21 protein-coding genes and 2 riboswitches are annotated in these 21197 nt (G+C 68.1%); of the genes, 2 read left to right on the top strand and 19 right to left on the bottom strand.

What is annotated here, in order from left to right; translation table 11 throughout:
• Positions 1–20 precede the first annotated feature (20 nt).
• The 5 genes from rpsI to EY822_RS08590 all read right to left on the bottom strand — a co-directional run bounded on the left by rpsI (position 21) and on the right by EY822_RS08590 (position 5791).
• Positions 21–506 carry a 30S ribosomal protein S9 gene (gene rpsI, locus EY822_RS08610; RefSeq protein WP_150307894.1) on the bottom strand — a complete coding sequence of 162 codons (486 nt, stop codon included), beginning with the start codon at positions 504–506 and terminating at the stop codon, positions 21–23.
• A gap of 49 nt (positions 507–555) precedes the next feature.
• Positions 556–1002 (bottom strand): 50S ribosomal protein L13, encoded by a 447-nt coding sequence (gene rplM, locus EY822_RS08605; RefSeq protein ID WP_150307893.1) that lies wholly within the window; start codon positions 1000–1002, stop codon positions 556–558.
• Positions 1003–1188: 186 nt separating this feature from the next.
• Positions 1189–2187, bottom strand: a complete 999-nt coding sequence (locus tag EY822_RS08600) for a tRNA pseudouridine synthase A (RefSeq protein WP_150307892.1) — start codon at positions 2185–2187, stop codon at positions 1189–1191.
• A gap of 357 nt (positions 2188–2544) precedes the next feature.
• On the bottom strand, positions 2545–3993 hold the full coding sequence (locus tag EY822_RS08595; RefSeq protein WP_150307891.1) for an HNH endonuclease signature motif containing protein: 1449 nt from the start codon (positions 3991–3993) through the stop codon (positions 2545–2547).
• A gap of 760 nt (positions 3994–4753) precedes the next feature.
• Complete coding sequence (locus EY822_RS08590) at positions 4754–5791, bottom strand: GNAT family N-acetyltransferase (RefSeq protein WP_150307890.1); 1038 nt, start codon at positions 5789–5791, stop codon at positions 4754–4756.
• 190 nt (positions 5792–5981) lie between these two features.
• Positions 5982–6082: riboswitch (TPP riboswitch) on the top strand.
• A 54-nt stretch (positions 6083–6136) separates the two neighbouring features.
• On the opposite strand from EY822_RS08590, the gene EY822_RS08585 reads away from it, so the two are divergent.
• Positions 6137–6901, top strand: coding sequence for a 3-oxoacyl-ACP reductase (locus EY822_RS08585; protein ID WP_150307889.1), 765 nt, complete (start codon positions 6137–6139; stop codon positions 6899–6901).
• Here the strand turns inward: EY822_RS08585 and EY822_RS08580 are convergent.
• From EY822_RS08580 to EY822_RS08515, 14 genes are all read right to left on the bottom strand, one after another.
• Positions 6891–8423 (bottom strand): bifunctional hydroxymethylpyrimidine kinase/phosphomethylpyrimidine kinase, encoded by a 1533-nt coding sequence (locus tag EY822_RS08580; RefSeq protein WP_227497145.1) that lies wholly within the window; start codon positions 8421–8423, stop codon positions 6891–6893. The genes EY822_RS08585 and EY822_RS08580 overlap by 11 nt on opposite strands.
• A complete protein-coding gene (gene thiE, locus EY822_RS08575) occupies positions 8420–9109 on the bottom strand; it encodes a thiamine phosphate synthase (protein ID WP_150307888.1) in 690 nt (229 codons plus the stop codon). Before thiE ends, EY822_RS08580 begins: the two co-directional genes overlap by 4 nt.
• Positions 9110–9120: 11 nt before the next feature.
• Positions 9121–9933, bottom strand: a complete 813-nt coding sequence (thiM, locus tag EY822_RS08570; protein WP_406610150.1) for a hydroxyethylthiazole kinase — start codon at positions 9931–9933, stop codon at positions 9121–9123.
• A riboswitch (TPP riboswitch) is annotated at positions 9925–10025 on the bottom strand. It overlaps the preceding gene by 9 nt.
• 132 nt (positions 10026–10157) lie before the next feature.
• Entirely contained in the window at positions 10158–10766 is a 609-nt protein-coding gene (gene rplQ / locus EY822_RS08565; RefSeq protein WP_150307886.1) for a 50S ribosomal protein L17, read from the bottom strand.
• A gap of 50 nt (positions 10767–10816) precedes the next feature.
• Positions 10817–11809 carry a DNA-directed RNA polymerase subunit alpha gene (locus EY822_RS08560; RefSeq protein WP_150307885.1) on the bottom strand — a complete coding sequence of 331 codons (993 nt, stop codon included), beginning with the start codon at positions 11807–11809 and terminating at the stop codon, positions 10817–10819.
• A 201-nt stretch (positions 11810–12010) separates the two neighbouring features.
• Positions 12011–12409 carry a 30S ribosomal protein S11 gene (gene rpsK / locus EY822_RS08555; protein WP_150307884.1) on the bottom strand — a complete coding sequence of 133 codons (399 nt, stop codon included), beginning with the start codon at positions 12407–12409 and terminating at the stop codon, positions 12011–12013.
• A 45-nt stretch (positions 12410–12454) separates the two neighbouring features.
• Complete coding sequence (rpsM, locus tag EY822_RS08550; protein WP_150307883.1) at positions 12455–12829, bottom strand: 30S ribosomal protein S13; 375 nt, start codon at positions 12827–12829, stop codon at positions 12455–12457.
• 199 nt (positions 12830–13028) lie between these two features.
• On the bottom strand, positions 13029–13142 hold the full coding sequence (gene rpmJ / locus EY822_RS08545; RefSeq protein ID WP_150307882.1) for a 50S ribosomal protein L36: 114 nt from the start codon (positions 13140–13142) through the stop codon (positions 13029–13031).
• Between the two features lie 79 nt (positions 13143–13221).
• Positions 13222–13443: a translation initiation factor IF-1 gene (gene infA, locus EY822_RS08540; RefSeq protein WP_035834638.1), complete on the bottom strand. Its 222-nt coding sequence runs from the start codon at positions 13441–13443 to the stop codon at positions 13222–13224.
• A gap of 161 nt (positions 13444–13604) precedes the next feature.
• Positions 13605–14777 carry a mannitol-1-phosphate 5-dehydrogenase gene (locus tag EY822_RS08535; protein ID WP_150307881.1) on the bottom strand — a complete coding sequence of 391 codons (1173 nt, stop codon included), beginning with the start codon at positions 14775–14777 and terminating at the stop codon, positions 13605–13607.
• Entirely contained in the window at positions 14774–15214 is a 441-nt protein-coding gene (locus EY822_RS08530) for a PTS sugar transporter subunit IIA (RefSeq protein ID WP_150307880.1), read from the bottom strand. The genes EY822_RS08535 and EY822_RS08530 overlap by 4 nt, the downstream gene beginning before the upstream one ends.
• 36 nt (positions 15215–15250) lie before the next feature.
• The gene (locus EY822_RS08525) at positions 15251–16810 is read right to left on the bottom strand and encodes a PTS mannitol transporter subunit IICB (protein ID WP_150307879.1); all 1560 of its coding nucleotides are present in this window, start codon (positions 16808–16810) and stop codon (positions 15251–15253) included.
• Positions 16811–16841: 31 nt separating this feature from the next.
• Positions 16842–18491 (bottom strand): phosphoenolpyruvate--protein phosphotransferase, encoded by a 1650-nt coding sequence (ptsP, locus tag EY822_RS08520; RefSeq protein ID WP_150307878.1) that lies wholly within the window; start codon positions 18489–18491, stop codon positions 16842–16844.
• A gap of 2 nt (positions 18492–18493) precedes the next feature.
• Positions 18494–18874, bottom strand: a complete 381-nt coding sequence (locus tag EY822_RS08515) for a PTS sugar transporter subunit IIB (RefSeq protein WP_150307877.1) — start codon at positions 18872–18874, stop codon at positions 18494–18496.
• 99 nt (positions 18875–18973) lie between these two features.
• Between EY822_RS08515 and EY822_RS08510 the strand changes: the two genes are divergently transcribed.
• Positions 18974–21082, top strand: a complete 2109-nt coding sequence (locus EY822_RS08510) for a BglG family transcription antiterminator (RefSeq protein WP_319803467.1) — start codon at positions 18974–18976, stop codon at positions 21080–21082.
• The last annotated feature ends 115 nt before the right edge of the window (positions 21083–21197 follow it).

Raw genomic sequence — 21197 nt, 5'->3', positions numbered from 1 at the left:
CGCCAGTCGCTAAGCGCTGATCAGCGCTTAGAGAACTGCGGCGCCTTACGAGCCTTCTTGAGACCGGCCTTCTTGCGCTCCTTGACGCGAGCGTCGCGGCTGAGGAAGCCGGACTTCTTGAGCGTGGCGCGGTTGTTCTCTTCGTCGATCTGGTTGAGCGACCGCGAGATGCCGAGGCGCAGTGCGCCGGCCTGGCCGGAGGGGCCACCGCCGGTGATGCGGGCGATCACGTCGTAGCTGCCGAGCAGGTCGAGCACCTTGAACGGGTCGTTGATGAGCTGCTGGTGCAGCTTGTTGGGGAAGTAGTCGGCGAGCTCGCGGCCGTTGACCACGATGTTGCCCGAACCGGGGACGATGCGCACGCGGGCGATGGCCTGCTTGCGACGGCCCACGGCCGCGCCGGGAACGTTGAGGACGGCGCGCGGGGTGCGCGGGGCCGTCTCTGCGGGGGTTTCGGTCGAGAAGCTCTCCGGAGCCGCGTCGATGGAGTCTGCGATCTTCGCCACGATGGTGTGAATCCTTTGGTTGAGTCTGGGTGTCAGCAGCCCGCGGGCGTTACTGAGCGACCTGGTCGAGGGTGTACGGCTTCGGCTGCTGAGCAGCATGCGGGTGCTCGGGGCCTGCGTAGACCTTGAGCTTGGTCAGCTGCGCACGACCAATGGAATTCTTGGGCAGCATGCCGCGGATCGCCTTCTCGACGGCGCGCGTCGGGTGCTTCTCCAGCAGCTCGGAGTACGTGGTGGCCGTGAGGCCGCCCGGGTAACCGGAGTGGCGGTAGGCCAGCTTCTTCTCGAGCTTGGCGCCGGTGAGTGCGACCTTCTCTGCGTTGATGATGATCACGAAGTCGCCGCTGTCGAGGTGCGGGACGAAGGTGGCCTTGTGCTTGCCGCGGAGGAGTACGGCGGCGTGGCTGGCGAGGCGGCCGAGCACGATGTCGGTGGCGTCGATGACGACCCATTCGCGCTGGATCTCGCTGGCCTTGGGGGTGTACGTGCGCGTCACAGTGGAGCTACTTTCCTTGTCGAAATGAGTTGTTCGTGAATCCCGCTCCGTGGCCCATTCTGCGGCTGCTCGCTCGAATGCGACGCGGCCCGCAAGAATAGCGACCGGTGGAGGGCTCAAATTCGTGTGCCGCGCGCAGGGGCGCAAACACCAACACCCCAGCCTAGACCAGCGGGGAAGCGCGGGTCAAACCGTCGTGCGCTCGTGCGGAGCCCGGCGGGCCCGGGTGATCAAGGTGCGTGCGGCGAGCAGGTCGTCGGCCGGGTAGCCGACGCGCAGGAGGGTGAGTCCCTTCGCGGGCATCACCTTGAAGTCGCTGGTGCGCGCATCCGAGCTGAGGAGTTCGACCAGGCGCTCGGGCGGCAACCGCCCCTCCCCCACGGCGACGCTCCCCCCGACGAGCGCGCGCACCATGCTGTGGCAGAAGGCGTCGGCACGCACGTCGGCGACGAGCACGCCGTCCTCCGCGCGGGTCCACCGGAAGTCCTGCAGGGTGCGGATCGTGGTGGCGCCCTCCCGCGGTTTGCAGTAGGCCGCGAAGTCGTGCAGTCCGATCAGCGCCACCGCGGCCGCATCCATCGCCCGGTCGTCGAGCGCGCCGGGCACCCAGACCGTGCGGTGGCGTTGCAGCGGATCGTGCGTGTCGGGGGTGTCGGCGATGCGGTAGCGGTAGGCGCGCCAGGTGGCAGAGAACCGCGCGTCGAAGCCCTCCGGCGCGGGAGTGCACGCCCGGATGACGACGTCGGACGCCGCACCGAAGATGCCGTTGATGCGCCTGGCCAGTGTGGGACCGGGGTCCGTGCTCTGCGTTCGCGCCTGCTGGGGTGCCGTAGCCGGTGCCGTCGCCAGCTCGGTCTGCTGTTTCGGTCTCCGGGTTCGGGATCCGCGAGGAGGCTGTGTCAGCTTGGCGACCTGCGCCGGCGTGAGATCCACGTGGGCGACCTGCCCGGTGGCGTGCACGCCGGCGTCGGTGCGACCCGCGACCACCAGCATGGGCGGCGGGGGCGCGGACCGGAAGATGCTGGCGAGCGCGGCCTCGATCTCCCCCTGCACCGTGCGGAGGCGCGGCTGTCTGCCCCACCCGCTGAAGTTCGTGCCGTCGTACGCGATGTCTAGGCGGAAGCGGAGCGTTTCCCCGGCGTCCGTGTCGGCGGCACCGCCGTCCGCTTCGCTCCCCGCATCCATCCCTGCAGTCTAGAAGCGCACCGCCCGGTCCCGTGCTCGTCGAAAGGCTTGCACCCCCACAGTCCCTGAGCCTGTCGAAGGGACCGGGGGGTGCGGAGGTGGCGTGCTGGGGCTCCGCCCATAGATGCCCACCGACCCCCGAGCCCCACCACGCCACCTCCGCCCCCAACTCCTCGAATGACGTACGTTCCCGAGTTGGGGAGGGGACTGACCGGAACACGGTCCCTGAGCTTCTCGAAGGGACGCATTCGCACACGGTCCCTGAGCTCGTCGAAGGGACACTGGCCGCACCGGTCCTGTCGCTTCGACAGGACCGGCGACCGTGGCTACCGGTCGACGCGTCTCCCCGGCGCGGGACTAGTCGGGTGGGGTGTGGTGCCGGTCGAGGAGTCGGGTGCGGGATCTGGTGGCGGGTCGCCACTTCCCGAAGTACTCGATCCACGGCGGCGGTTTCACCTCGGGGACCCCGTCCCGCATCCGGATCTGCCACTCGGAGGTGTCGATGGTGCGGTGATGGAACCAACACAACAGCACACCGTTATCCGTGTGCGTCGGCCCGCCATCCCGGTCCGGGACCACGTGGTGGATCTCACACCACCCGGCGGGGATGGTGCAGCCGGGAATGACGCAGCCACCGTCACGGAGGGAGATCGCGCGTCGCTGCTGTGGGGTGAAGCACCGCTCCGGTGAACCGAGTTGCACGATCCGCCCCTCAGTCGTGAGGACGACCTTTTGGATGCCGCCGGTGCACACCAGCTGCCGCACCGTCCGCATCGACACCGGACCCTCCACCCGATCCGACCACCCAACACCCCGGTTCGCTTCGAGGTCCTCGGCGCGGACCGACACGAGCACGGTGGGTGCAGCACCACCGACCTCGGGCGCCTGGCCGCTTCTCGCCATGGCGTCGATGATCGCGACGAAGATGTCATGCCGCTGCTGAGCCGGCGTCCGTAGGTCTTTGCCGCCTTCCGCTTCCGCGGCTGCGCATTCTTCTTCGGACATGAACGCGGGTGCGGTGGTCGGGGCCAGGTACGCGTCGAACAAGGCCTTCACCCGACCTCCGGCTTCCGCCATGAGCCGGAACGAACCATGCAGCAACCCGTTGCGTTCCGGACCGAACCGGAAGTCCCGCACCGCCATCACCCTGTCCTCCGCCGGATCAAGGCCGTCGGGGTCGATCTTCGCCTGCCACACGCACACCATCACCCGCACCGAGTCCGCCGACGCCGGCACCGTCGAGTCAGGGCCGGTGCCGCTTGCAGCGGCGACGAGTTCGGTCTCCGCCTTCTTCAGCTCGTCCAACGACCCGTGAGCGAGAAGCGGGGTGAGGCCCTTCGTGATGACCGTGGCCGCGTCGATGCCGATCCGGCCGTCCTCGAGCGCGCCAGCGACGAGGTCGAACCGGGCGCGCGTGCGGTCGCCACCCGGGAACGGGTCGCGACGAACGTCACTGGCGAGGACTACCCGCCGGCGGGCGGTGGTGCCGGACACCTGTGTCAGCCGCTCAATGAGATCCGCGGGAGTGCGACAGCCCCGGGACACGGCCAGACCGCGCGCGCCGCGGGACGGGCGGGAACGGTCCGCGACCTCACCGGCCAGGGCGACCCGTAGGGCGTCGATGCGACGGCCGAGGCGTTCGACCTCGGCCACCAGCGCGAGCGTGTCGGCGTCGGTGAGGTCCGGAATGGTGGTGCACGGGAGTGCGTCGGCGCATTCGGTGGCGAGTGCTTGGATCCGGGCGATCGCACGGCCGGCGTCCTCGGGTTTCTGCTCGGTTGTGGCTTCGTCGTCCGGGGCTTTCATGGAGGTACCATCGCACACACCTACGACATTCTCGCCCGGAGGTCAACCCCGGTCAGTGGCCGTTTCTCGGTCGAGCTTGTGGAGGAGAAGAGGGGGCGGTCGACGGCGCCTTATGTCCCTTCGACAGGCTCAGGGACCGGGTGGTCGGGTTCCTGCGACGGGCTCACGGACCGCGGGGTGGCGCCCCTTCGACAGGCTCAGGGACCGTATGGGAACGCCAATTCGACAAGCTCAGGGACCGTATGCGTGCGTCCCTTCGACAGGCTCAGGGACCGCGGGGTGGCGCCCGTTCGACAAGCTCAGGGGCCGTACTCTTCTCAGCCCGAAGCCCACCTCGGGACCGAAAGGCGTCCCGGAAAGTTCGGGGCGGAGGTGGCGTGGTGGGGCTCGGGGGTCGGTGGGCATCTATGGGCGGAGCCCCAGCACGCCACCTCCGCACCCCCACACGACCGCAACCAATCGCGTCCCTTCGACAAGCGCAGGGACCGCGTGGGAACGTCCCTTCGACAAGCTCAGGGACCGCGTGGGAACGTCCCTTCGACAAGCTCAGGGACCGCGTGGCAACGTCCGTTCGACAGGCTCAGGGACCGAGTGGTCGGGTCCCTTCGACAAGCTCAGGGACCGTGGGTTGCGTCCCTTCGACAAGCTCAGGGACCGTATGGGGACGTCCCTTCGACAGGCTCAGGGACCGTATGGGGACGTCCCTTTGACGAATCAGGGACCGTACCGACGACGGGCGCGGGGGCGCGCTACCGCCTCGTCAGAACGTCTTGACGAAGCCGATCGAGCGAGTCGCCTGCTCGAACCCCATGCCGGTGTAGAGCCCGAGCGCGCCGGTGGGGCTGTCGGAGTCGACATCGAGGTTCGCCTTCTCGAGGCCGACCTCGCGATAGGCGGTCATGGTGCGTGCGAGCAGCGCCTGCGCGAGGCGCTTGCCGCGCCAGTCTCGCACTACTCCCACGAGGGCGATGTAGGCGCCGCGATAGCCCTGAACCTGCCAGTCGTCCTCGTTGACCTCGGTCAGGACGAACGCGATGACGCGTTCACCCCCGTCGCCGTCCGGCGCCACGACGAGGAATGACAGGTCAGCCCGGAAGACGTCCATCCCGACGAAGCTCTCCCACTGCTCCTCCGACGCCGGCTGCGACCCCCAGTGGTCGCGGAAGGCCTCGTTCTTCGCGTCGCGAGTGCGTTCGCGCCACGACGGGTCGTACGGGATGAGGCGCACACCGTCGGGCAACGACACCTCGGGGATCGGCAGGGAGAGATCGCGCCGCAGCTCCAGGAAGTACCGCGCCGTGTCGAAACCGGCACGCTCGAACAACCGAACGGACGCGACGGCCTCCTCGTCGGCGAAGCACAGCATCCACCCCGGCAACGTTCGGGATGACCCGGCGAGATGCTGTCGACCGCGTGACTCCTGCCATTCGAGCAGCGCACGGCCGAGGCCGCGACCTCGGTGGTCGGGGTCGACCCCGCCGAAGAGAATCACCCGCACGAGCGTCTCCTGGCCGGGCGGCAGGATGCTGAACCCGTAAGCGATCACCGTGCCGTCGGCATCGAGGGCGGCCACCGTGTCCCGCTCCGCGTCCACGTACGAGTGGGCGAATTCGACGGCCACCTCCTCGCGACTCGTGATGTAGTGCGGGTGATCGAGCGGATCCATGCGACGGTGCAGTGCGGCGATCGCATCCACGTCGTCGGCCCGGGCGGGGCGCCAGGTGATGCCGTCGGCATCGACGGGGACGGACACGTGCGAGGGAGCGGTCACCCGCGCACTCAGGGGAAGAGCGGACATCGCTCCAGCCTAACGACCCTCTCCTCCCCAGCCCCGGCTCCTCCTCCCCCCCTCACCACGGGCGAGACCCCCATCACCGAGCGACCCGTGCGTTGCGATCGCACGCACCCACACAGTGAACTGGTCATCGACCTCCGCCGGCCTCCGCAGTGATGGGCGTTCGCCGGACCGGCCCCTCCGTGTACTCGTCCCCAACGACACGGGGTGCCGACCACGAAACGGCCGGCTGAGATGACACCCGTTGAACCTGATCTAGTTCGAACTAGCGAAGGGATGTCATGGAACGATCACGCCCGCGTTGGCGCCGATCGCCTCCTTTCGCCTTGACTGAGGTGGAGAAAACTCATGCAGATTGCGGAACAGATCGTCCTGGTCACCGGCGGCGGACGCGGCCTGGGCCGAAGCGTCGTCCAGGCTTTCGCGACCCAGCGCGCGCGGGTGGTCGTCAACTACCGCGCCAGCGCCGCAGGAGCGGAGGCGCTGGCCGCCGACTACGGGCCTGAACAGGCGCTTGCCGTGCGCGCCGACGTCACCGACGCCGACCAGGTCGCGGCAATGCTCGAACAGGCTCGAGCACACTTCGGATCCGCCGTGACCACGGTGGTGAACAACGCGTTAGCCGACTTCAGTTTCAACGGCGATGCCCGCTCCACCGCTGCGGACATCGGCTGGGACGAGTTCGAGACCCAGTTCGCCGGCAGTGTGCGTGGCGCCCTGAACACGACCCAGCAGACCTTGGCGAGCATGCGCGAGGCGGGCTTCGGCCGCATCATCACCATCGGCACCAACCTCTTCCAGAACCCGGTGGTCCCGTACCACGACTACACCGCAGCCAAGGCCGCCCTGTTGTCGCTGACCCGCACCCTCGCCGCGGACCTCGGTCCGCACAACATCACCGCGAACATGGTCTCCGGCGGACTGTTGCGCACGACGGACGCCAGTTCGGCCACCCCGGAGGAGGTGTTCGACTTCATCGCCGCCTCCACCCCGCTGCGCCGAGTCACCACCCCCGCCGAGTTCGCGGATGCGGTGCTGTTCTTCGCCTCCCCCTGGGCCCGGTCGGTGACCGGACAGAACCTCGTGGTCGACGGCGGCCTGGTCATGAACTAGGGCTGCACCCTTCCCGTGACGACATCGCGAAGAATTCGAGCTCGAATTGTGCTGACGCCCGGAACGCTCTCCACATCGCATCCCGATCGTCTGCCCCCGCTCGCACTGCTGATCGGCCCACGTAGTCGATCGCCTGACTGGTTGCTGCGGCGAACATTGGATCGGCGTACGTCTCGAGCCACGACGCGTAGGGGTGTTCGCCGGAAGCATGCGCGCGCAGGCGCATGCCGACGTCCCGGTAGATCCAGAAGCAGGGCAGGAGAGCGGCGATCAGCACGCCATAGTCCGACCCTCCGCTCACCGCGAGCAGATGGGTGAGGTACGCGGTGGTGACCGGGTGGGGCTCCGGCCGCGCGGTGCGACGCGTTCCTAGCCAGTCGCGATGCACCTCCATCTCGCTCGCTATCGAGGCGTGCGCGGCATCGGCCCAGAACGCCTGCTCCTCCGTGGTGGGTGCCAGCTGACTCGCCCGAGCGAGCGCCCGCGCATAGTCGCGCAGATACAGGGCGTCTTGCGCGAGATAGTGAGCGAACTCCTCCTCAGCCAGGCTGCCGTCGGCGAGACCTCGCACGAACGCGAGGCGATCGATCTTCGTGCGGATGTCATCGATGTCGGCCCACCAGGCATCGGTGAGAGTGCGCGGGATCGCCGACGCCCCATCGCCTCGCCACAACGACCAGAAGTGGTTGATCGGTCCGCTGCCGGAACCGACGTCGAGGTCGTCCGCGAATCGCAGACTCCCGCCGAGCCAGGCTTTGGCGTCGATCAGGGCAGTGTGCCAATCGCCATGCCGCGCGCGGAGTGTCGCCATCGCGCTCGAGAGGGAGCACCCGGTGCCATGGGTGTTGCTGGTCGGGATGCGTTCGCCCGGCACCTCGATCACGGTGCTGCCCTCGGGCAACCGGCCTGCCGCGTCGACCAACGCGTCGGGCGACTGGGCACCGGACAGGTGTCCGCCCTTGACCAACACGGTGACGGAGCCTTCCTCGGACACTCGGGCGGCCTGGTCCAGGGCTTCCGCCCATGTCGTGGAGAGCGGTTCGTCGGCCAGGACCGCGAGTTCGGGCAGATTGGGGGTGACCAGATCGACCAGGGGGAGCAACCGTCGCACGGCCTCCTCGGCGTCGGCGTCGAGCAACCGGTCCCCGCTCGTCGCGATCATGACCGGATCGAGCACGACGATCGGTGCCCGGTTCCGACGCAACCAGTCGGCGACCTCGTCGATGACGGCCGTGCTGCCGAGCATCCCGATCTTGACGGCGTCGATGGTGACGTCGTCACTGACGGCGTCGAGTTGCTCGCGGAGAAAGGCCACGGGCGGCGTGTGGATGCTGCGCACGCCGTGGGTGTTCTGCGCGACGAGGGCGGTCACCACCGCCATCCCGTATCCTCCCGAAGCGGCGATGCTCTTGAGGTCGGCCTGAATGCCGGCGCCACCCGTCGGATCGGTCCCCGCGATGCTCAGCACGCGAGGCGGTCGGGCCCGAGGCGTCCGGCCATCCGGCACGCCGTTGGTGGTCACGATCGCCCTCCGTCCGACGGCGAGTCCTCTCCCGCCCACGCGGCCGCGAAGGCTCGAGCGACCCGCTCCGGATCATCGGCCGCACAGATCGCCGACACGACAGCACGGCCCGCAGCACCGGCGGCCCGAAGCCCCGCGGTGTCGTCGAGGTGCACTCCCCCGATCGCCACGCACGGCAGATCGGTGGCTGCGGCCAACGCAGCGAAACCCGCAATACCCAGCGGTTCCGGATGGCCGGGCTTGGTCGCCGTCGGGCGGATCACTCCCACGCCGAGGTAGTCGACGGTGCCGGACGGCAGCTCGGCCACGGCCGCGAGGTGCGCCGACGTGTTGGCGGTGAGACCGACCACGGCTTCCGTGCCGACGAGGGCCCGCACCACGGCGACCGGGAGGTCGGTCTGTCCCACGTGCACGCCGTCGACACGAGCACCCTCCGCGCGCGCGGCGAGGAACACGTCGACCCGGTCATCGACGATCAGTCGTGCCCGTCCAGCGATGATCTCGCTCGCACGAACGGTGAGCTCGAACAGGTCCCGCGCGCTTGCCGTCTTCTCGCGGATCTGCACCGTGGTCGCGCCACCGTCCACCGCGGCGGAGATCACGGACAGCACACCGCGTTCGCCGCACAGGACAGGGTCGGTGACGAGGTAGGTACCGAGGTAGTCCGCGCCTCCCCGGCCGCTCATTCGATCACCCCTCATTCGATCACCGCCCGCTCGAGCACCGTCGCCGGGTCGAGGCCGGCAAGCCGATCGAGGAACGCGACGGCGAAACTCCCCGGCCCTGAGGCAACCGTTGCCGCCTGCTCGGCCGCGATCGTGTAGCAAACAGTCGCCGCCACCGTCGTGGCGAGACGATCTCCGTCGAGCGACGCGAAGGCCGCCATCACCGAACCCAGCGCGCAGCCACCTCCCGTCACTTTCGTGAGCAGCGCGTGCCCGTTGCGTGCCCGCACCACGGTGGCACCGTCGGTGATGACGTCGGTCGCGCCGGAGACGGCGACGATCGACCCGTGCTCCCGCGCGATCTGTCGCGCCGCGTCCAGCGCACTCTCGGCAGAATCGGTCGCGTCGACACCTCGCCCGCCGGTGCCCAGCCTCGCGAGGGCGATGATCTCGGATGCGTTTCCGCGCACGACCATCGGCCGCAGCTCCACGAGGTCGTAGGCGAGCGCGGTGCGCACGGGCAGCGAGCCGATCGCCACGGGGTCCAGCACCCACGGCGTGCCCGCCGACACAGCCGCGCGCGCCGCCTCGAGCATGGCCTCGCGGGGTTCGGCCTGCGGTGTCCCGAGGTTCACGAGCAGACCGGACGCGATCCGGGCGAACGGTCCCGCCTCGCCCGGTATGTCGACCATCGCCGGAGCTGCACCGATGGCCAACAGCACGTTGGCAGTGAAGTTCGTGACCACCGCGTTCGTGATGCTCTGCACCAGCGGCGTCTCGCGTCGAAGCGTGTCGAGCAGCTCCGCGCTGAAGTGGACATGGTCGTTCGACGTGCGAATACCCATTCGCGACATCCCTTCGCTAGTTCTAACTAGATCAGGTTCGACGGGTGTTATCTCAGCCCGCGCATCCTGCGCGAGCACCCCGTGTCACTACCGGTCATCCTACCCACCGGTATCGCGCCGATGAGCGGCTGAGGCCGATGCCCAAGCCGCCGGGCACACGAAACGGCCCCGGATCCGTGAGGATGCCGGGGCCGTATCGCGCAGCAGAACGCTGCGGTGCTGTGTTACTTGGTGTCGGACTCTTCCGTCGACTCCACCGGGGTGGCGGCGGATGCGGCGGCGTCGCTCTCGGCGGCGTCACTCTCGGCGGGCGCGTCGACGGCGGCACCGTCCTCGACGGCGACATCCTCGACGACGACGTCCTCGACGGGCGCGTCCTCGACGACCTCATCCTCAGCGGGCGCCTCGGCGACCGGAGCGGCGGTGGCGGCAGACGCGGTGGACCGCGTGCTGCTGCGCTTGACCTTCGGGGTCACGGGCTCGAGAACGAGCTCGATCTGCACCATGGGGGCGTTGTCGCCCTTGCGGAAGCCCAGCTTCGTGATGCGGGTGTAACCGCCCTCGCGCTCGGCGACCAGCGGGGCGATCTCGGTGAAGAGCTCGTGCACGACGGTCTTGTCCGAGATGATGCTGAGAACGCGGCGGCGAGCATGCAGGTCGCCACGCTTCGCGAAGGTGACCAGTCGCTCGGCGACCGGACGAAGGCGCTTGGCCTTGGTCTCCGTCGTCTTGATCGACCGGTGGGTGAACAGGGCTGCCGCGAGGTTCGCGAGCATCAGGCGCTCGTGCGACGGTCCGCCGCCGAGACGAGGGCCCTTGGTTGGCTTAGGCATGGTGTTGTGTCTCCAGTATCAAAAACGGTTGATGGTCGCGTGACCGACGGTTAGCTGTACTCTTCGTCGTCGGTGCCGCTGTAGAAGTGGGCGCCGTCGAAGCCGGGAACGGCATCCTTCAGCGACAGACCCATCTCGACGAGCTTGTCCTTGACCTCATCCACCGACTTCTGTCCGAAGTTGCGGATGTTCATGAGCTGGGTCTCCGACAGGGCGACCAGTTCGCTCACGTTGTTGATGCCCTCGCGCTTGAGGCAGTTGTAGGAGCGGACCGACAGGTCCAGGTCCTCGATCGGCATCGACAGTTCGGAGCTGAGAACGGCGTCGACCGGCGCGGGGCCGATCTCGATGCCCTCGGCGGCGTTGTTCAGCTCGCGAGCAAGACCGAACAGCTCGGTGAGGGTGCGACCGGCGGAGGCGATGGCGTCGCGCGGGCTGATGGCCGACTTGGTCTCGACGTCGACGACGAGACGGTCGAAGTCGGTGCGCTCACCGGCACGCGTCGCCTCGACGCGGTAGGTGACCTTGAGCACGGGCGAGTAGATGGAGTCGACCGGGATCTGGCCGGCCTCACTGAACTCGCTGCGGTTCTGGGTGGCGGAGACGTACCCGCGGCCGCGCTCGATGGTGAGTTCGAGCTCGAACTTCGCCTTCTCGTTCAGCGTGGCGATCACGAGGTCGGGGTTGTGGATCTCCACGCCGGCGGGAGCGGAGATGTCCGCAGCGGTGACCTGGCCGGAGCCGGTCTTGCGCAGGTACGCCGTGATGGGCTCGTCGTGCTCGCTGGAGACGACGAGACCCTTGATGTTCAGGATGATCTCGGTGACGTCTTCCTTCACACCCGGAATGGTGGTGAATTCGTGCAGCACACCGTCGATGCGGATGCTGGTGACCGCGGCGCCCGGGATCGAGGAGAGCAGGGTGCGGCGGAGCGAGTTGCCGAGCGTGTAGCCGAAGCCGGGCTCGAGGGGTTCGATGGCGAACCGCGAACGAAACTCGGTGATGTTTTCTTCGGTGAGCGTTGGACGCTGTGCAATCAGCACTTATGGATTCCTTTCGGCGAAGTGTCCGCTATATGACACTTGGCAAATGAACCGGGAGACCGGCAGGGGTGGGACTGAAGAAAGTGGTGAGCGTCGCATCGGTGACGACCGCCGCGAACCGGATCGGCGGATCCGCTCGGGCACTACCGGCGTTGGCTCCGGTGAGCCGCCGTACAGCGGCTCACCGGAGACACAGCGGAATTAGACGCGGCGGCGCTTCGGCGGGCGGCATCCGTTGTGCGCCTGCGGGGTGACGTCGTTGATGGAACCGACCTCGAGGCCGGCTGCCTGCAGCGAACGGATCGCCGTCTCGCGACCCGATCCGGGTCCCTTCACGAACACGTCGACCTTCTTCATGCCGTGCTCCTGCGCCTGACGCGCGGCGGACTCGGCGGCGAGCTGAGCGGCGAACGGGGTCGACTTGCGCGATCCCTTGAAGCCGACGCCACCGGACGATGCCCAGCTGATGACCGCACCGGTGGTGTCGGTGATCGAGACGATGGTGTTGTTGAAGGTGCTCTTGATGTGGGCCTGGCCCACAGCAACGTTCTTCTTTTCCTTGCGACGGGGCTTCCGCGCAGCGGTTTTGGGTGTAGCCATGATTTCTCCTAAGTCCTAAAGAGGCTGTGCGCCGCTGGCCGGGGCCTAGCGGGCCTTCTTCTTGCCGGCGACGGTGCGCTTCGGGCCCTTGCGGGTGCGAGCGTTGGTCTTGGTGCGCTGACCGTGCACGGGGAGACCACGGCGGTGGCGGATACCCTGGTAGCTGCCGATCTCGACCTTGCGGCGGATGTCGGCGGCCACCTCGCGGCGGAGGTCACCCTCTACCTTGAAGTTGCCCTCGATGTGATCGCGGAGAGCGATGAGCTGTTCGTCGGTCAGATCCTTCACACGGATGTTTCCGTCGATCTGCGTGTCCGCGAGGGTCTTGAGTGCCCTCGTGCGGCCGACGCCATAGATGTACGTGAGTGCTACTTCCACGCGCTTATCGCGCGGAATGTCTACGCCTGCGAGACGTGCCATTGTGGCTTCTCCTGTTGATGTGAGTGAGAGGTGTGAAACAGCACCGGTGCAGTGGCCCCTCGCCACTGGTGTCCCCTGACGGTATCGGCGTGCGCCGCTCTGTCAGGATCTGATGCTGCTCTGCAGTTCGTTGTCGTTCTGGGTCGTACGGGTCGTGCTGATCGCGGGACGCCGGAGCGTTCCGCGTGTCGGCCGGGAACTAGCCCTGGCGCTGCTTGTGACGCGGGTTGTCGCAAATCACCATGACGCGTCCGTTGCGACGGATCACCTTGCACTTTTCGCAGATCCGCTTGACGCTGGGGTTGACCTTCATTGTTCTTCTGTTCCTTTGTTCGCTGGCCTCGTGCCGGGGCCGCCGGGAGGCGGCATCGGCCGTTCCTTACAGCGGACGTTTACTTGTAGCGGTAGACGATCCGGCCACGGGTCAGGTCGTAGGGGCTCAGCTCCACGATCACGCGGTCCTCCGGGAGGATGCGGATGTAGTGCTGGCGCATCTTGCCCGAGATGTGGGCAAGCACTCGGTGGCCGTTGCTCAACTCAACGCGAAACATCGCGTTGGGAAGGGCTTCGACTACTGCGCCTTCGATTTCGATGACACCGTCTTTTTTGGCCATACACTCACTGTCGCTATAGGTAAAGTCTGCTGGTCGTGCGGGGATGTGGTGAAAGTTGGCACACGAAAACGGGCTCAAGACACCAAGGATCAACCATAGGCCATTCGGCCCGTTGAGGCAATTTGTGCCGCGTGGCGTGTAGCGCTCAGCGCGAAACGGGACTACCGTACCGTCGCTTCGCCGTTCTTCGCGTCCGCGACCACCGGCACAAGCGCGTCGAAGACCGGCGATGCCTCGTCGAGGCCCGTCACCTGGCGCACGAACTCGTCGGGCGACGCGGAGGCGAGCAGCTCGCGCAACTCCACGCTCTGCGGATCCTCCGGCACGTCGAATCGGAGCGCTGCACCCATCGCCCGCACGAGAGCGTCGAACGGCAGTCCCCGCTCGGCGAGCTCCGCGGCGGGCCCGACGAAGCGTTCGTGGCGTCCGAGCTTGCGCAACGGCTGGCGACCCACCCGCTCGACGGTGTCGGCGAGCGCCGGGTTCTCGAATCGGGTGAGGTTCTTCTGCAGGTAGGCCTGCTGCTCCTTCGGATCGAGTCCGTGCTTCTCGACGAGGAGGCGACTCGTCTCTCCCAGCACGGCCCGCACCTCGTCGGCGACCTCGGGCAGCGCCATGGCATCCGACTGCGAGACGGCGCCGCGCGCGAAGCCGTGGTACGCCACCGTCGCGTGGCCGGTGTTCACGGTGAAGAGCTTGCGCTCGATGTACGGCTCGAGGTCGTCGACGAAAGTCGCCTCCGGAATGCGCGGCACGGCGTCGCCGAACGGCGGTCGCTCGATCACCCACTCGAAGAAGTCCTCCACCGTGACGTCGAGCCCGGTGCCCGGCGCCTGGTTCGGCACGATCCGGTCCACCGCGGTGTTCGCGAACACGGCGCGGTCGAGAGCGGCCCGATCACCGTCCGGCGCCGCGCCGTCGAGTGCCGCGACGATCTCATCCCGCAGCGTGTCGGTGGCATTGATCGCGTTCTCGCACGCCATCACCGCGACGCGGGGAGCGTCGGCCGCCCGGGCCGACAGTCCGGCGGCGATGGCCGGTGCCACGAAGCGCAGGATGTTCGGGCCGACGGCCGTGGTGATCACGTCCGCGGTCGCCAGTTCGGCGGCCAGGCCCTCCGGATCCGCCGAACTGTCGATCGCCCGGAAGTCGTCGACCGTCCAGCTGCGCTCGTCGGCACCGACCTGGTGCACGCGGTACTCCGGCGCCTCGGCCAGCTGGCCGATGAGGTCGGCGTTCACGTCGGCGAAGACGACCTCGTAGCCCGCGTTGTGCAGGATCAGCCCGACGAAGCCGCGGCCGATGTTGCCGGCGCCGAAGTGGACCGCCTTCATTCCTCGTTCACCTCGGCGAGGATCGCGTAGGCCTCCGCCGCGTTGTTCGCGTCGAGGAGCTTCTGCACCTGGTCCTCATCGCTGAAGATGATGGCGATCTTGCTGAGGATCTCGAGGTGTCCGTTGTCCTTGCCGGCGATGCCCACCACGAAACGCACCTCGTTGCCGTCCCAGTCGAGCGGGGACTCGTACCGCACGAACGAGAGCGCGGAGGAGAGGATCGTGTCCTTGCCCTCGTTCGTGCCGTGCGGGATGGCGAGGAAGTTGCCCATGTACGTCGACGTGAGTCGCTCCCGTTCGAGCATGTAGCCGGCGTAGTCCGCCGTCACGGCCCCGGCCGCTTCGAGGATGCTGGCCGCCTCGTGGATGGCCTCGTCCTTGGTGGTCGACGTTCCGCCGATGACGATGCGTTCGGGGTCGAGCACGTTGTCTGTCATGGTTCCCTCTCGATTGCTGTTCGCTGTGGTCGGAGACTACGCCTGCTGGTCCTGCACGAGGCTGACCACGTCGTCGTACTTCGGGCTCGACATGAAGTTGTCGACCGATACGTGCGTGGCGGTCGAGTTCTTCTGCCGTGCTCGGTCGGTGAGGTCCTGGTGGGTGATGATGAGGTCCTCGTTGCCGTCGAGATTGGCGATGGACTTGTTGACCACGGTCACACCCTCCACCCCGGCCTTCTTCAGCTTGTTGCGCAGCACGCTCGCGCCCATGGCGCTGGAGCCCATGCCGGCGTCGCAGGCGAAGACGATGTTGTTGACCTTCGTCGTCTCGATGGTGCCTGCCGCTGCGCCCGCGGCTGCACCGGCGCCGGCTGCGGCGCCCGCGCCGGACGTCTCGCGCATGGCGGCCGTGACGGAGCTCTTCTTGCCCTTGAGCTCGTCCATCCGTGCTGCGGCATCGGCGAGCGAGTTGGTGCCCGCGGCCTCCGCGGCGAGGTCCCGCGAGCGGCTGGCCCGCAGAATGACGGCCGCCACGATGAAGGACACCACGGCGGACAGCACCACCGACAGGATGACGCCCAGGAAGCTATCCCGAGCGGTCACTGCGAGCACCGCGAAAATGCTGCCGGGAGACGCCACGCTCACGAGACCGGAGCCGAAGAGCACGTTGGTGAACACGCCCGTCGCACCACCGGAGATGACGGCGAGCAGGAGGATCGGCTTGGCGAGCACGTACGGGAAGTAGATCTCGTGGATGCCGCCGAAGAACTGGATGATGATGGCACCGGGTGCGGTGGCCTTGGAGACTCCGACGCCGAAGATCGCGAAGGCGAGCAGCAGCCCGAGGCCCGGGCCGGGGTTCGCCTCGAGCAGGAACAGCACCGACTTGCCGGCCTCTTCGGACTGCTGGACTCCGAGCGGCGTCAGCACGCCGTGGTTGATGGCGTTGTTGAGGAACAGCACCTTGGCGGGCTCGATCACGATGCTTGCCAGCGGCAGCAGGTTCGCTCCGATGAGGAAGTCGACCGCGCCACCCAGAGCCCGGCTGAGCGCGGTGAGCAGCGGCGCAAGACCGAAGAACGCGGCCAGCGAGAGCAGCATCGCGAGGATTCCGGCCGAGAAGTTGTTCACCAGCATTTCGAAGCCGGGACGGATCTTGCCGTCCCAGATGCTGTCGACCTTCTTCATGAGCCACGCGGCGAGCGGACCGACGATGAGCGCTCCGAGGAACATCGGCACCCCGGCGCCGACGATGACGCCCATGGTCGCTGCGGCGCCCACGACGCCACCGCGCACGTCGTAGACCATGCGGCCTCCGGTGTACGCGATGAGCAGCGGCAGAAGGTAGGTGATCATCGGCCCGACGAGCCCGGTGTAGGCGTCGCCATTCGCGTCCTCCCCGAATCCGCCGAGCTGCGGCACCGGGATCCACCCCTTCTCGATGAAGAGGGCGGTGATGAGCCCCCACGCGATGAACGCGGGGATGTTCGGCATGACCATGCCGGAGAGGAATGCACCGAAGCGCTGCACGCGAACGCGCGCTCCGCTTCGCTGTGCGCCGGCGGGTGTGGCCGACTGTGACGTCGTCGTCATGGGATGAAACTCCTGTCGTGAGGGGGAAGGGTTATTGGATTGCTGCGGTGACGGCGGCGCGTGCCTCGACGGCGCTGTTCGCCGACAGTGCGAGGGACGCGAACTGCTTCGCCTGGTCCAGGGTGAACCGGGCGAGTTCGGCGCGCACATCGGCGAGCGCCGCGGGGGACATGGAGAGGGTCGTCGCGCCGAGGCCGACGAGCACGACGGCCAGGAGCGGGTCGGCGGCGGCCTCGCCGCAGATGCCGACCGGACGATCGAGGGCGGCACCTGCAGCGCCGACCTCGCCGACGAGCCGGAGCACCGCCGGGTGCCAGGGGTCCTGGAACGAGGCGACCGAACCGAGGAGACGGTCGGCGGCCAGGGTGTACTGGGTGAGGTCGTTCGTGCCGATGCTCGCGAAGTCCGACTCGGCGAGGATGCGGTCGGCGAGGAGCGCCGCGGACGGCACCTCCACCATCACGCCCGCCGTGCGGAGTCCGAGGTCGTGCGCGAGGGCGGTGAAGTACCGCGCCTCCTCGACCGTGGAGACCATCGGGGCCATGACCCACAGATCGCTCTCGGTCGCCGCGTCGGCGTTCGCCAGTGCGGTGAGCTGGTCGCGCAGGATCTGCTCGTTGGCGCGGAGGGCACGGAGCCCTCGGAGCCCGAGGGCCGGGTTCTCCTCGGGCGAGTCGTTGAGGAAGCTGAGCGGCTTGTCGGCTCCCGCGTCGAGCACCCGCACCACGACCTTCTTGCCGGGGAACGCCTGAAGCAGCTTCGTGTAGTGCCCCTGCTGCTCCTCGACGGTGGGTGCGCTGTTCGAGTCGAGGAACAGGAACTCGGTGCGGAACAGTCCGACGCCCTCGGCGCCCTTGGTCACGGCATCCTCCGCCGCCGCGGCCGATCCGAGGTTGGCGAGCAGGGGAACGGGCGTGCCGTCGGCGAGTGCACCGGGTCCGGTGGGCGCGGCGATGGCGGACTCGCGCTCGGCGATCGCCCGCTCGGCCGCGGCGATCTCGTCGTCGGTGGGCGACACCGTTACCGCTCCGGTGGCGGCATCGACGATGACCGTGTCACCGTCGGAGAGCGACGACGCCTCGCTGACGCCCACGATGGCGACGATCGCCTTGTCTCTGGCCAGGATCGCCGTGTGCGACGTGGGTCCACCGTCGCTCGTGACCAGGGCGAGCACCTTGTCGAGGTCGAGGAGGGCGGTGTCGGCGGGCGCGAGGTCGCGGGCCACCAGGATGAAGGGGTGCTCCGGCGAGGGCACACCCGGGGCGGGCACACCGCTCAGGTGCGCGACAACCCGCTGCGATACATCGTCGAGGTCGGCGGCCCGCTCCCCCATGTAGCCGCCCATGCTGCGGAGCATGTCGCGGAAGCCCGCGAACGCCTCGAACACGGCCCGCTCGGCGGTCTTGCCGTCGGCGAGGCGGGTGGTGACGTCGGCGCTGAGTGTGGGGTCCTCGGCCATGAACGCCTGGGCCTCCAGCACGTTTTTCGCCGAGCCGCCCGCGCGGGCGCCTCGGTCGCGGATGTCGGCTGCGACCGCGGCGAGCGAGGCCGCAGCGCGTGCCCCCTCATCCTCGGCCGAACGGGAGCTCGGGGAGTCCTGCGGGTCGGGAAGCGGTTCCGGCATGCGGACCACCTGACCGATTGCCGATCCTCTGCCGATTCCAACGCCGGTCATCTGCATGGTTACTCCTTGATCAGGTCGTGCGGAAGGATGGTGGGATCCGACGGGCTGCCCGTCGGGAACGGGCCGGTCGGGTGAAGCGGCGCTGCTTCGGTGATGGTGCGGAGGGCGTCCGCCGCACCGGTCGACGAGTACACGGTTGCCGGGAGGAGCAGGGCGGTGGAACCCTCGCGAGCGACCGCGCGCTCGATGTCCGCGAAGCGACTCGCGAGGTGCGGCCCGACGAGCACCACGTCGATGCCGACGACCAGCGCCTCGAGGTCGGACTCGCTTCCCGCCTCGACGGTCAGCGGCTGATCGCTCTCGGTGGCGAGGCGTCGCATCCGGTGCGCGAGGAAGGTGCTCGAGGCACCGGCGCCGCACACCACGAGAACTCGCCTCATGCTCGACCTCCTCGCGCCGCACTGCCCGTCACCCGATCTTTCCGCGCTTGCGGCCTCTTCGCCACCAGTTTCCTTTCCGCCGGATAGGAAAGGCCTTCCGTGCTGCGGCAGCGGAGCGGGTGCGCGCCTCAGCCGCAGTACGGGTGGAAGGTGATTGACTGGGCGCTCGAGGGTGCGCCCACCGAGCGGCCGCACGACCCGACTCCGGGCCTCGAACCGCCCGAGGGATGCACAGTGCTCAGCGAGTCGCACGAAAGGTTGCTCGACTACCTGTCGATGACCGAACGGTGGGTCGATGCCGGTGAGCTCGCCGCGCACCTCGGAGTGACGACGCGCAGCGTGCGCAACTACGTCAACACGGTCCGCTCCCGAACCACGCCGCTCGTGGCGATCGAATCGTCGTCCGACGGGTACCGTCTCGACCGCGGGAGCTATGCGGCGTATCGCAAGGCCGTCCGCAGCCGGGGGGCGGAGGCCGAGACTCCCCGGGACCGGATCTACTCCCTCGTGCGCCAGCTCGGCAACGCACCGTCGGGACTCGATGTGCACGACCTCGCCGACGCGCACTTCGTGAGCGAGTCCACCATCGAGGCCGACCTCCGGCGCATTCGGGGATTGGTCGAGGGCGCCGACCTCGGCCTGACCCGCACCGGGTCCACCGTGTCGTTGACGGGTTCGGAGCACGACTTCCGTCGCCTCCTCAGCAGGATGTTCCGCGAGGAACGGGTGCAGGACTTCTTCGAGCTCGAGAACGTGCAGCGCGAGTTCTCCGTGCCTGGCCTCGGCGCCTTCAAGACCGATCTCCTCGAGATGCTCGAGCGCAACGGATACTTCGTCAACGAGTTCGGCACCGACAACGTGCTCCTGCACGTGGCGATCGCCGTCGACCGGGCATCGCGGGAGCGGGCGCTCGAGGAGCATCCGCTCCCCTCCGGGGTCGGCTTCGGCGAGTCGGCGACCGGGGATCCGTCCGGCGTACCCGACGTGCCGGACCGCTCCACGGTGCTCGCCGAGGGCCTGTCCGAACTGACCCGCCGTCACTTCGGCGTCGATCTCGGCCGGGCGAACATCGACTACCTCACCCTCCTCCTCACCACGCGGGTCGTGACCCCGGGGAACGATGAGGCACTCGCCACCGTGCTGCGGGATCACGTGGCGTCATCGGATCTCGACACCGTTCGGGCGATCGTGCGGCGCGTGCAGCAGGAGTACCTCGTCGACCTCGACGACGACGCCTTCACCGCCCGGTTCTCCCTGCACCTCGGCAACCTCGTCGCTCGGGCCCGCAATCGCTCTCTCGCACGGAATCCGCTCGCCCGATCGATCAAGACGACGTATCCGATGACCTTCGAGGTGGCGGTCTTCATCGCCAGCGAGATCTCGCGCCGCAAGGCGATCGTGCTGAACGACGACGAGATCGCCTACATCGCCCTCCATGTCGGGTCGCACCTGGAACGGTCGTCGCACCGGCAGCAGCGCGTGACCTGCGCGATCGTGTGCGCGAACTACTACGACCTGCAGGACCTGCTCCGCCGGCGCATCGAGTCCGAGCTCGGCAGCGAGCTGTCGATCGAGCTCGTGGTCACGCGCACCGACATCGACCCGCAGACCCTGCCGGTGGATCTGGTGCTGAGCGCTGCGGTGTCGCGGCCCGGCGGCAACGTGGTGCCGATCCATCCGATCCCCACCACCGACGACATCGACGCGATCCGGGCGGCCATCACCCGGGTGCGCCGGCACAATCGACGGGCCGCGATCAAGGACGACCTCCTGCGGTTCTTCGACGAGGAGCTGTTCTTCCGCAACCTCGACGCCCCGGACGAGGAGTCGATGATCCGTGCCCTCGGGAAGCGCATGGTGGAGCGGGGGGTCATCGACCAGTCCTACATCGAGGGCGCGATCGCCCGCGAGCGGATGTCGTCGACCGCGTTCACCGACAGTCTCGCGGTTCCGCACGCGATGGAGATGACGGCGGAGCGCACCTCCATCGCCATCGCGGTGAACGAGGTGCCGATGCCGTGGGGCGGGAGCCGGGTGAACGTCGTCGCACTGATCGCCTTCAGTGCGAGCGGCCGCGGCAGCTTCCAGCGCGTGTTCGACCAATTCGTCGAGGTGTTCTCGGATCGCGCCGACGTGCTGGGCATCATCGACAAGTCGGCGGACTTCGCCTCCTTCATCGAGCAGCTCGTCCACGTCATCGACGCGTAGCGGGGAGCCGCCTCCGGTCGCGCCCCTTCGACAGGCTCAGGGACCGAGGTCCACGTCCCTCCGGTCCCTGAGCTCGTCGAAGGGACGTAACGCACGCGAGTCGCGCCCCTTCGAC

It is taken from the genome of Planctomonas psychrotolerans (assembly GCF_008642235.1).
Taxonomy (GTDB): Bacteria; Actinomycetota; Actinomycetes; order Actinomycetales; family Microbacteriaceae; genus Planctomonas; species Planctomonas psychrotolerans.
The sequence above is the reverse complement of the archived record's forward strand: the minus strand, read 5'-3'. Positions and strand labels throughout refer to the sequence as shown.

Bases quoted from the DNA above. Each gene is read 5' to 3' on its own strand.
- infA (WP_035834638.1), bottom strand. From the start codon at position 13,443: ATGGCCAAAAAAGACGGTGTCATCGAAATCGAAGGCGCAGTAGTCGAA.
- EY822_RS08595 (WP_150307891.1), bottom strand. From the start codon at position 3,993: ATGAAAGCCCCGGACGACGAAGCCACAACCGAGCAGAAACCCGAGGAC.
- rpsK (WP_150307884.1), bottom strand. From the start codon at position 12,409: ATGGCTACACCCAAAACCGCTGCGCGGAAGCCCCGTCGCAAGGAAAAG.
- rpsM (WP_150307883.1), bottom strand. From the start codon at position 12,829: ATGGCACGTCTCGCAGGCGTAGACATTCCGCGCGATAAGCGCGTGGAA.
- EY822_RS08515 (WP_150307877.1), bottom strand. From the start codon at position 18,874: ATGAGGCGAGTTCTCGTGGTGTGCGGCGCCGGTGCCTCGAGCACCTTC.
- EY822_RS08590 (WP_150307890.1), bottom strand. From the start codon at position 5,791: ATGTCCGCTCTTCCCCTGAGTGCGCGGGTGACCGCTCCCTCGCACGTG.
- rpmJ (WP_150307882.1), bottom strand. From the start codon at position 13,142: ATGAAGGTCAACCCCAGCGTCAAGCGGATCTGCGAAAAGTGCAAGGTG.
- EY822_RS08525 (WP_150307879.1), bottom strand. From the start codon at position 16,810: ATGACGACGACGTCACAGTCGGCCACACCCGCCGGCGCACAGCGAAGC.
- EY822_RS08530 (WP_150307880.1), bottom strand. From the start codon at position 15,214: ATGACAGACAACGTGCTCGACCCCGAACGCATCGTCATCGGCGGAACG.
- ptsP (WP_150307878.1), bottom strand. From the start codon at position 18,491: ATGCAGATGACCGGCGTTGGAATCGGCAGAGGATCGGCAATCGGTCAG.
- rplQ (WP_150307886.1), bottom strand. From the start codon at position 10,766: ATGCCTAAGCCAACCAAGGGCCCTCGTCTCGGCGGCGGACCGTCGCAC.
- EY822_RS08600 (WP_150307892.1), bottom strand. From the start codon at position 2,187: ATGGATGCGGGGAGCGAAGCGGACGGCGGTGCCGCCGACACGGACGCC.
- thiE (WP_150307888.1), bottom strand. From the start codon at position 9,109: ATGAGCGGCCGGGGAGGCGCGGACTACCTCGGTACCTACCTCGTCACC.
- EY822_RS08585 (WP_150307889.1), top strand. From the start codon at position 6,137: ATGCAGATTGCGGAACAGATCGTCCTGGTCACCGGCGGCGGACGCGGC.
- thiM (WP_406610150.1), bottom strand. From the start codon at position 9,933: ATGGGTATTCGCACGTCGAACGACCATGTCCACTTCAGCGCGGAGCTG.
- EY822_RS08535 (WP_150307881.1), bottom strand. From the start codon at position 14,777: ATGAAGGCGGTCCACTTCGGCGCCGGCAACATCGGCCGCGGCTTCGTC.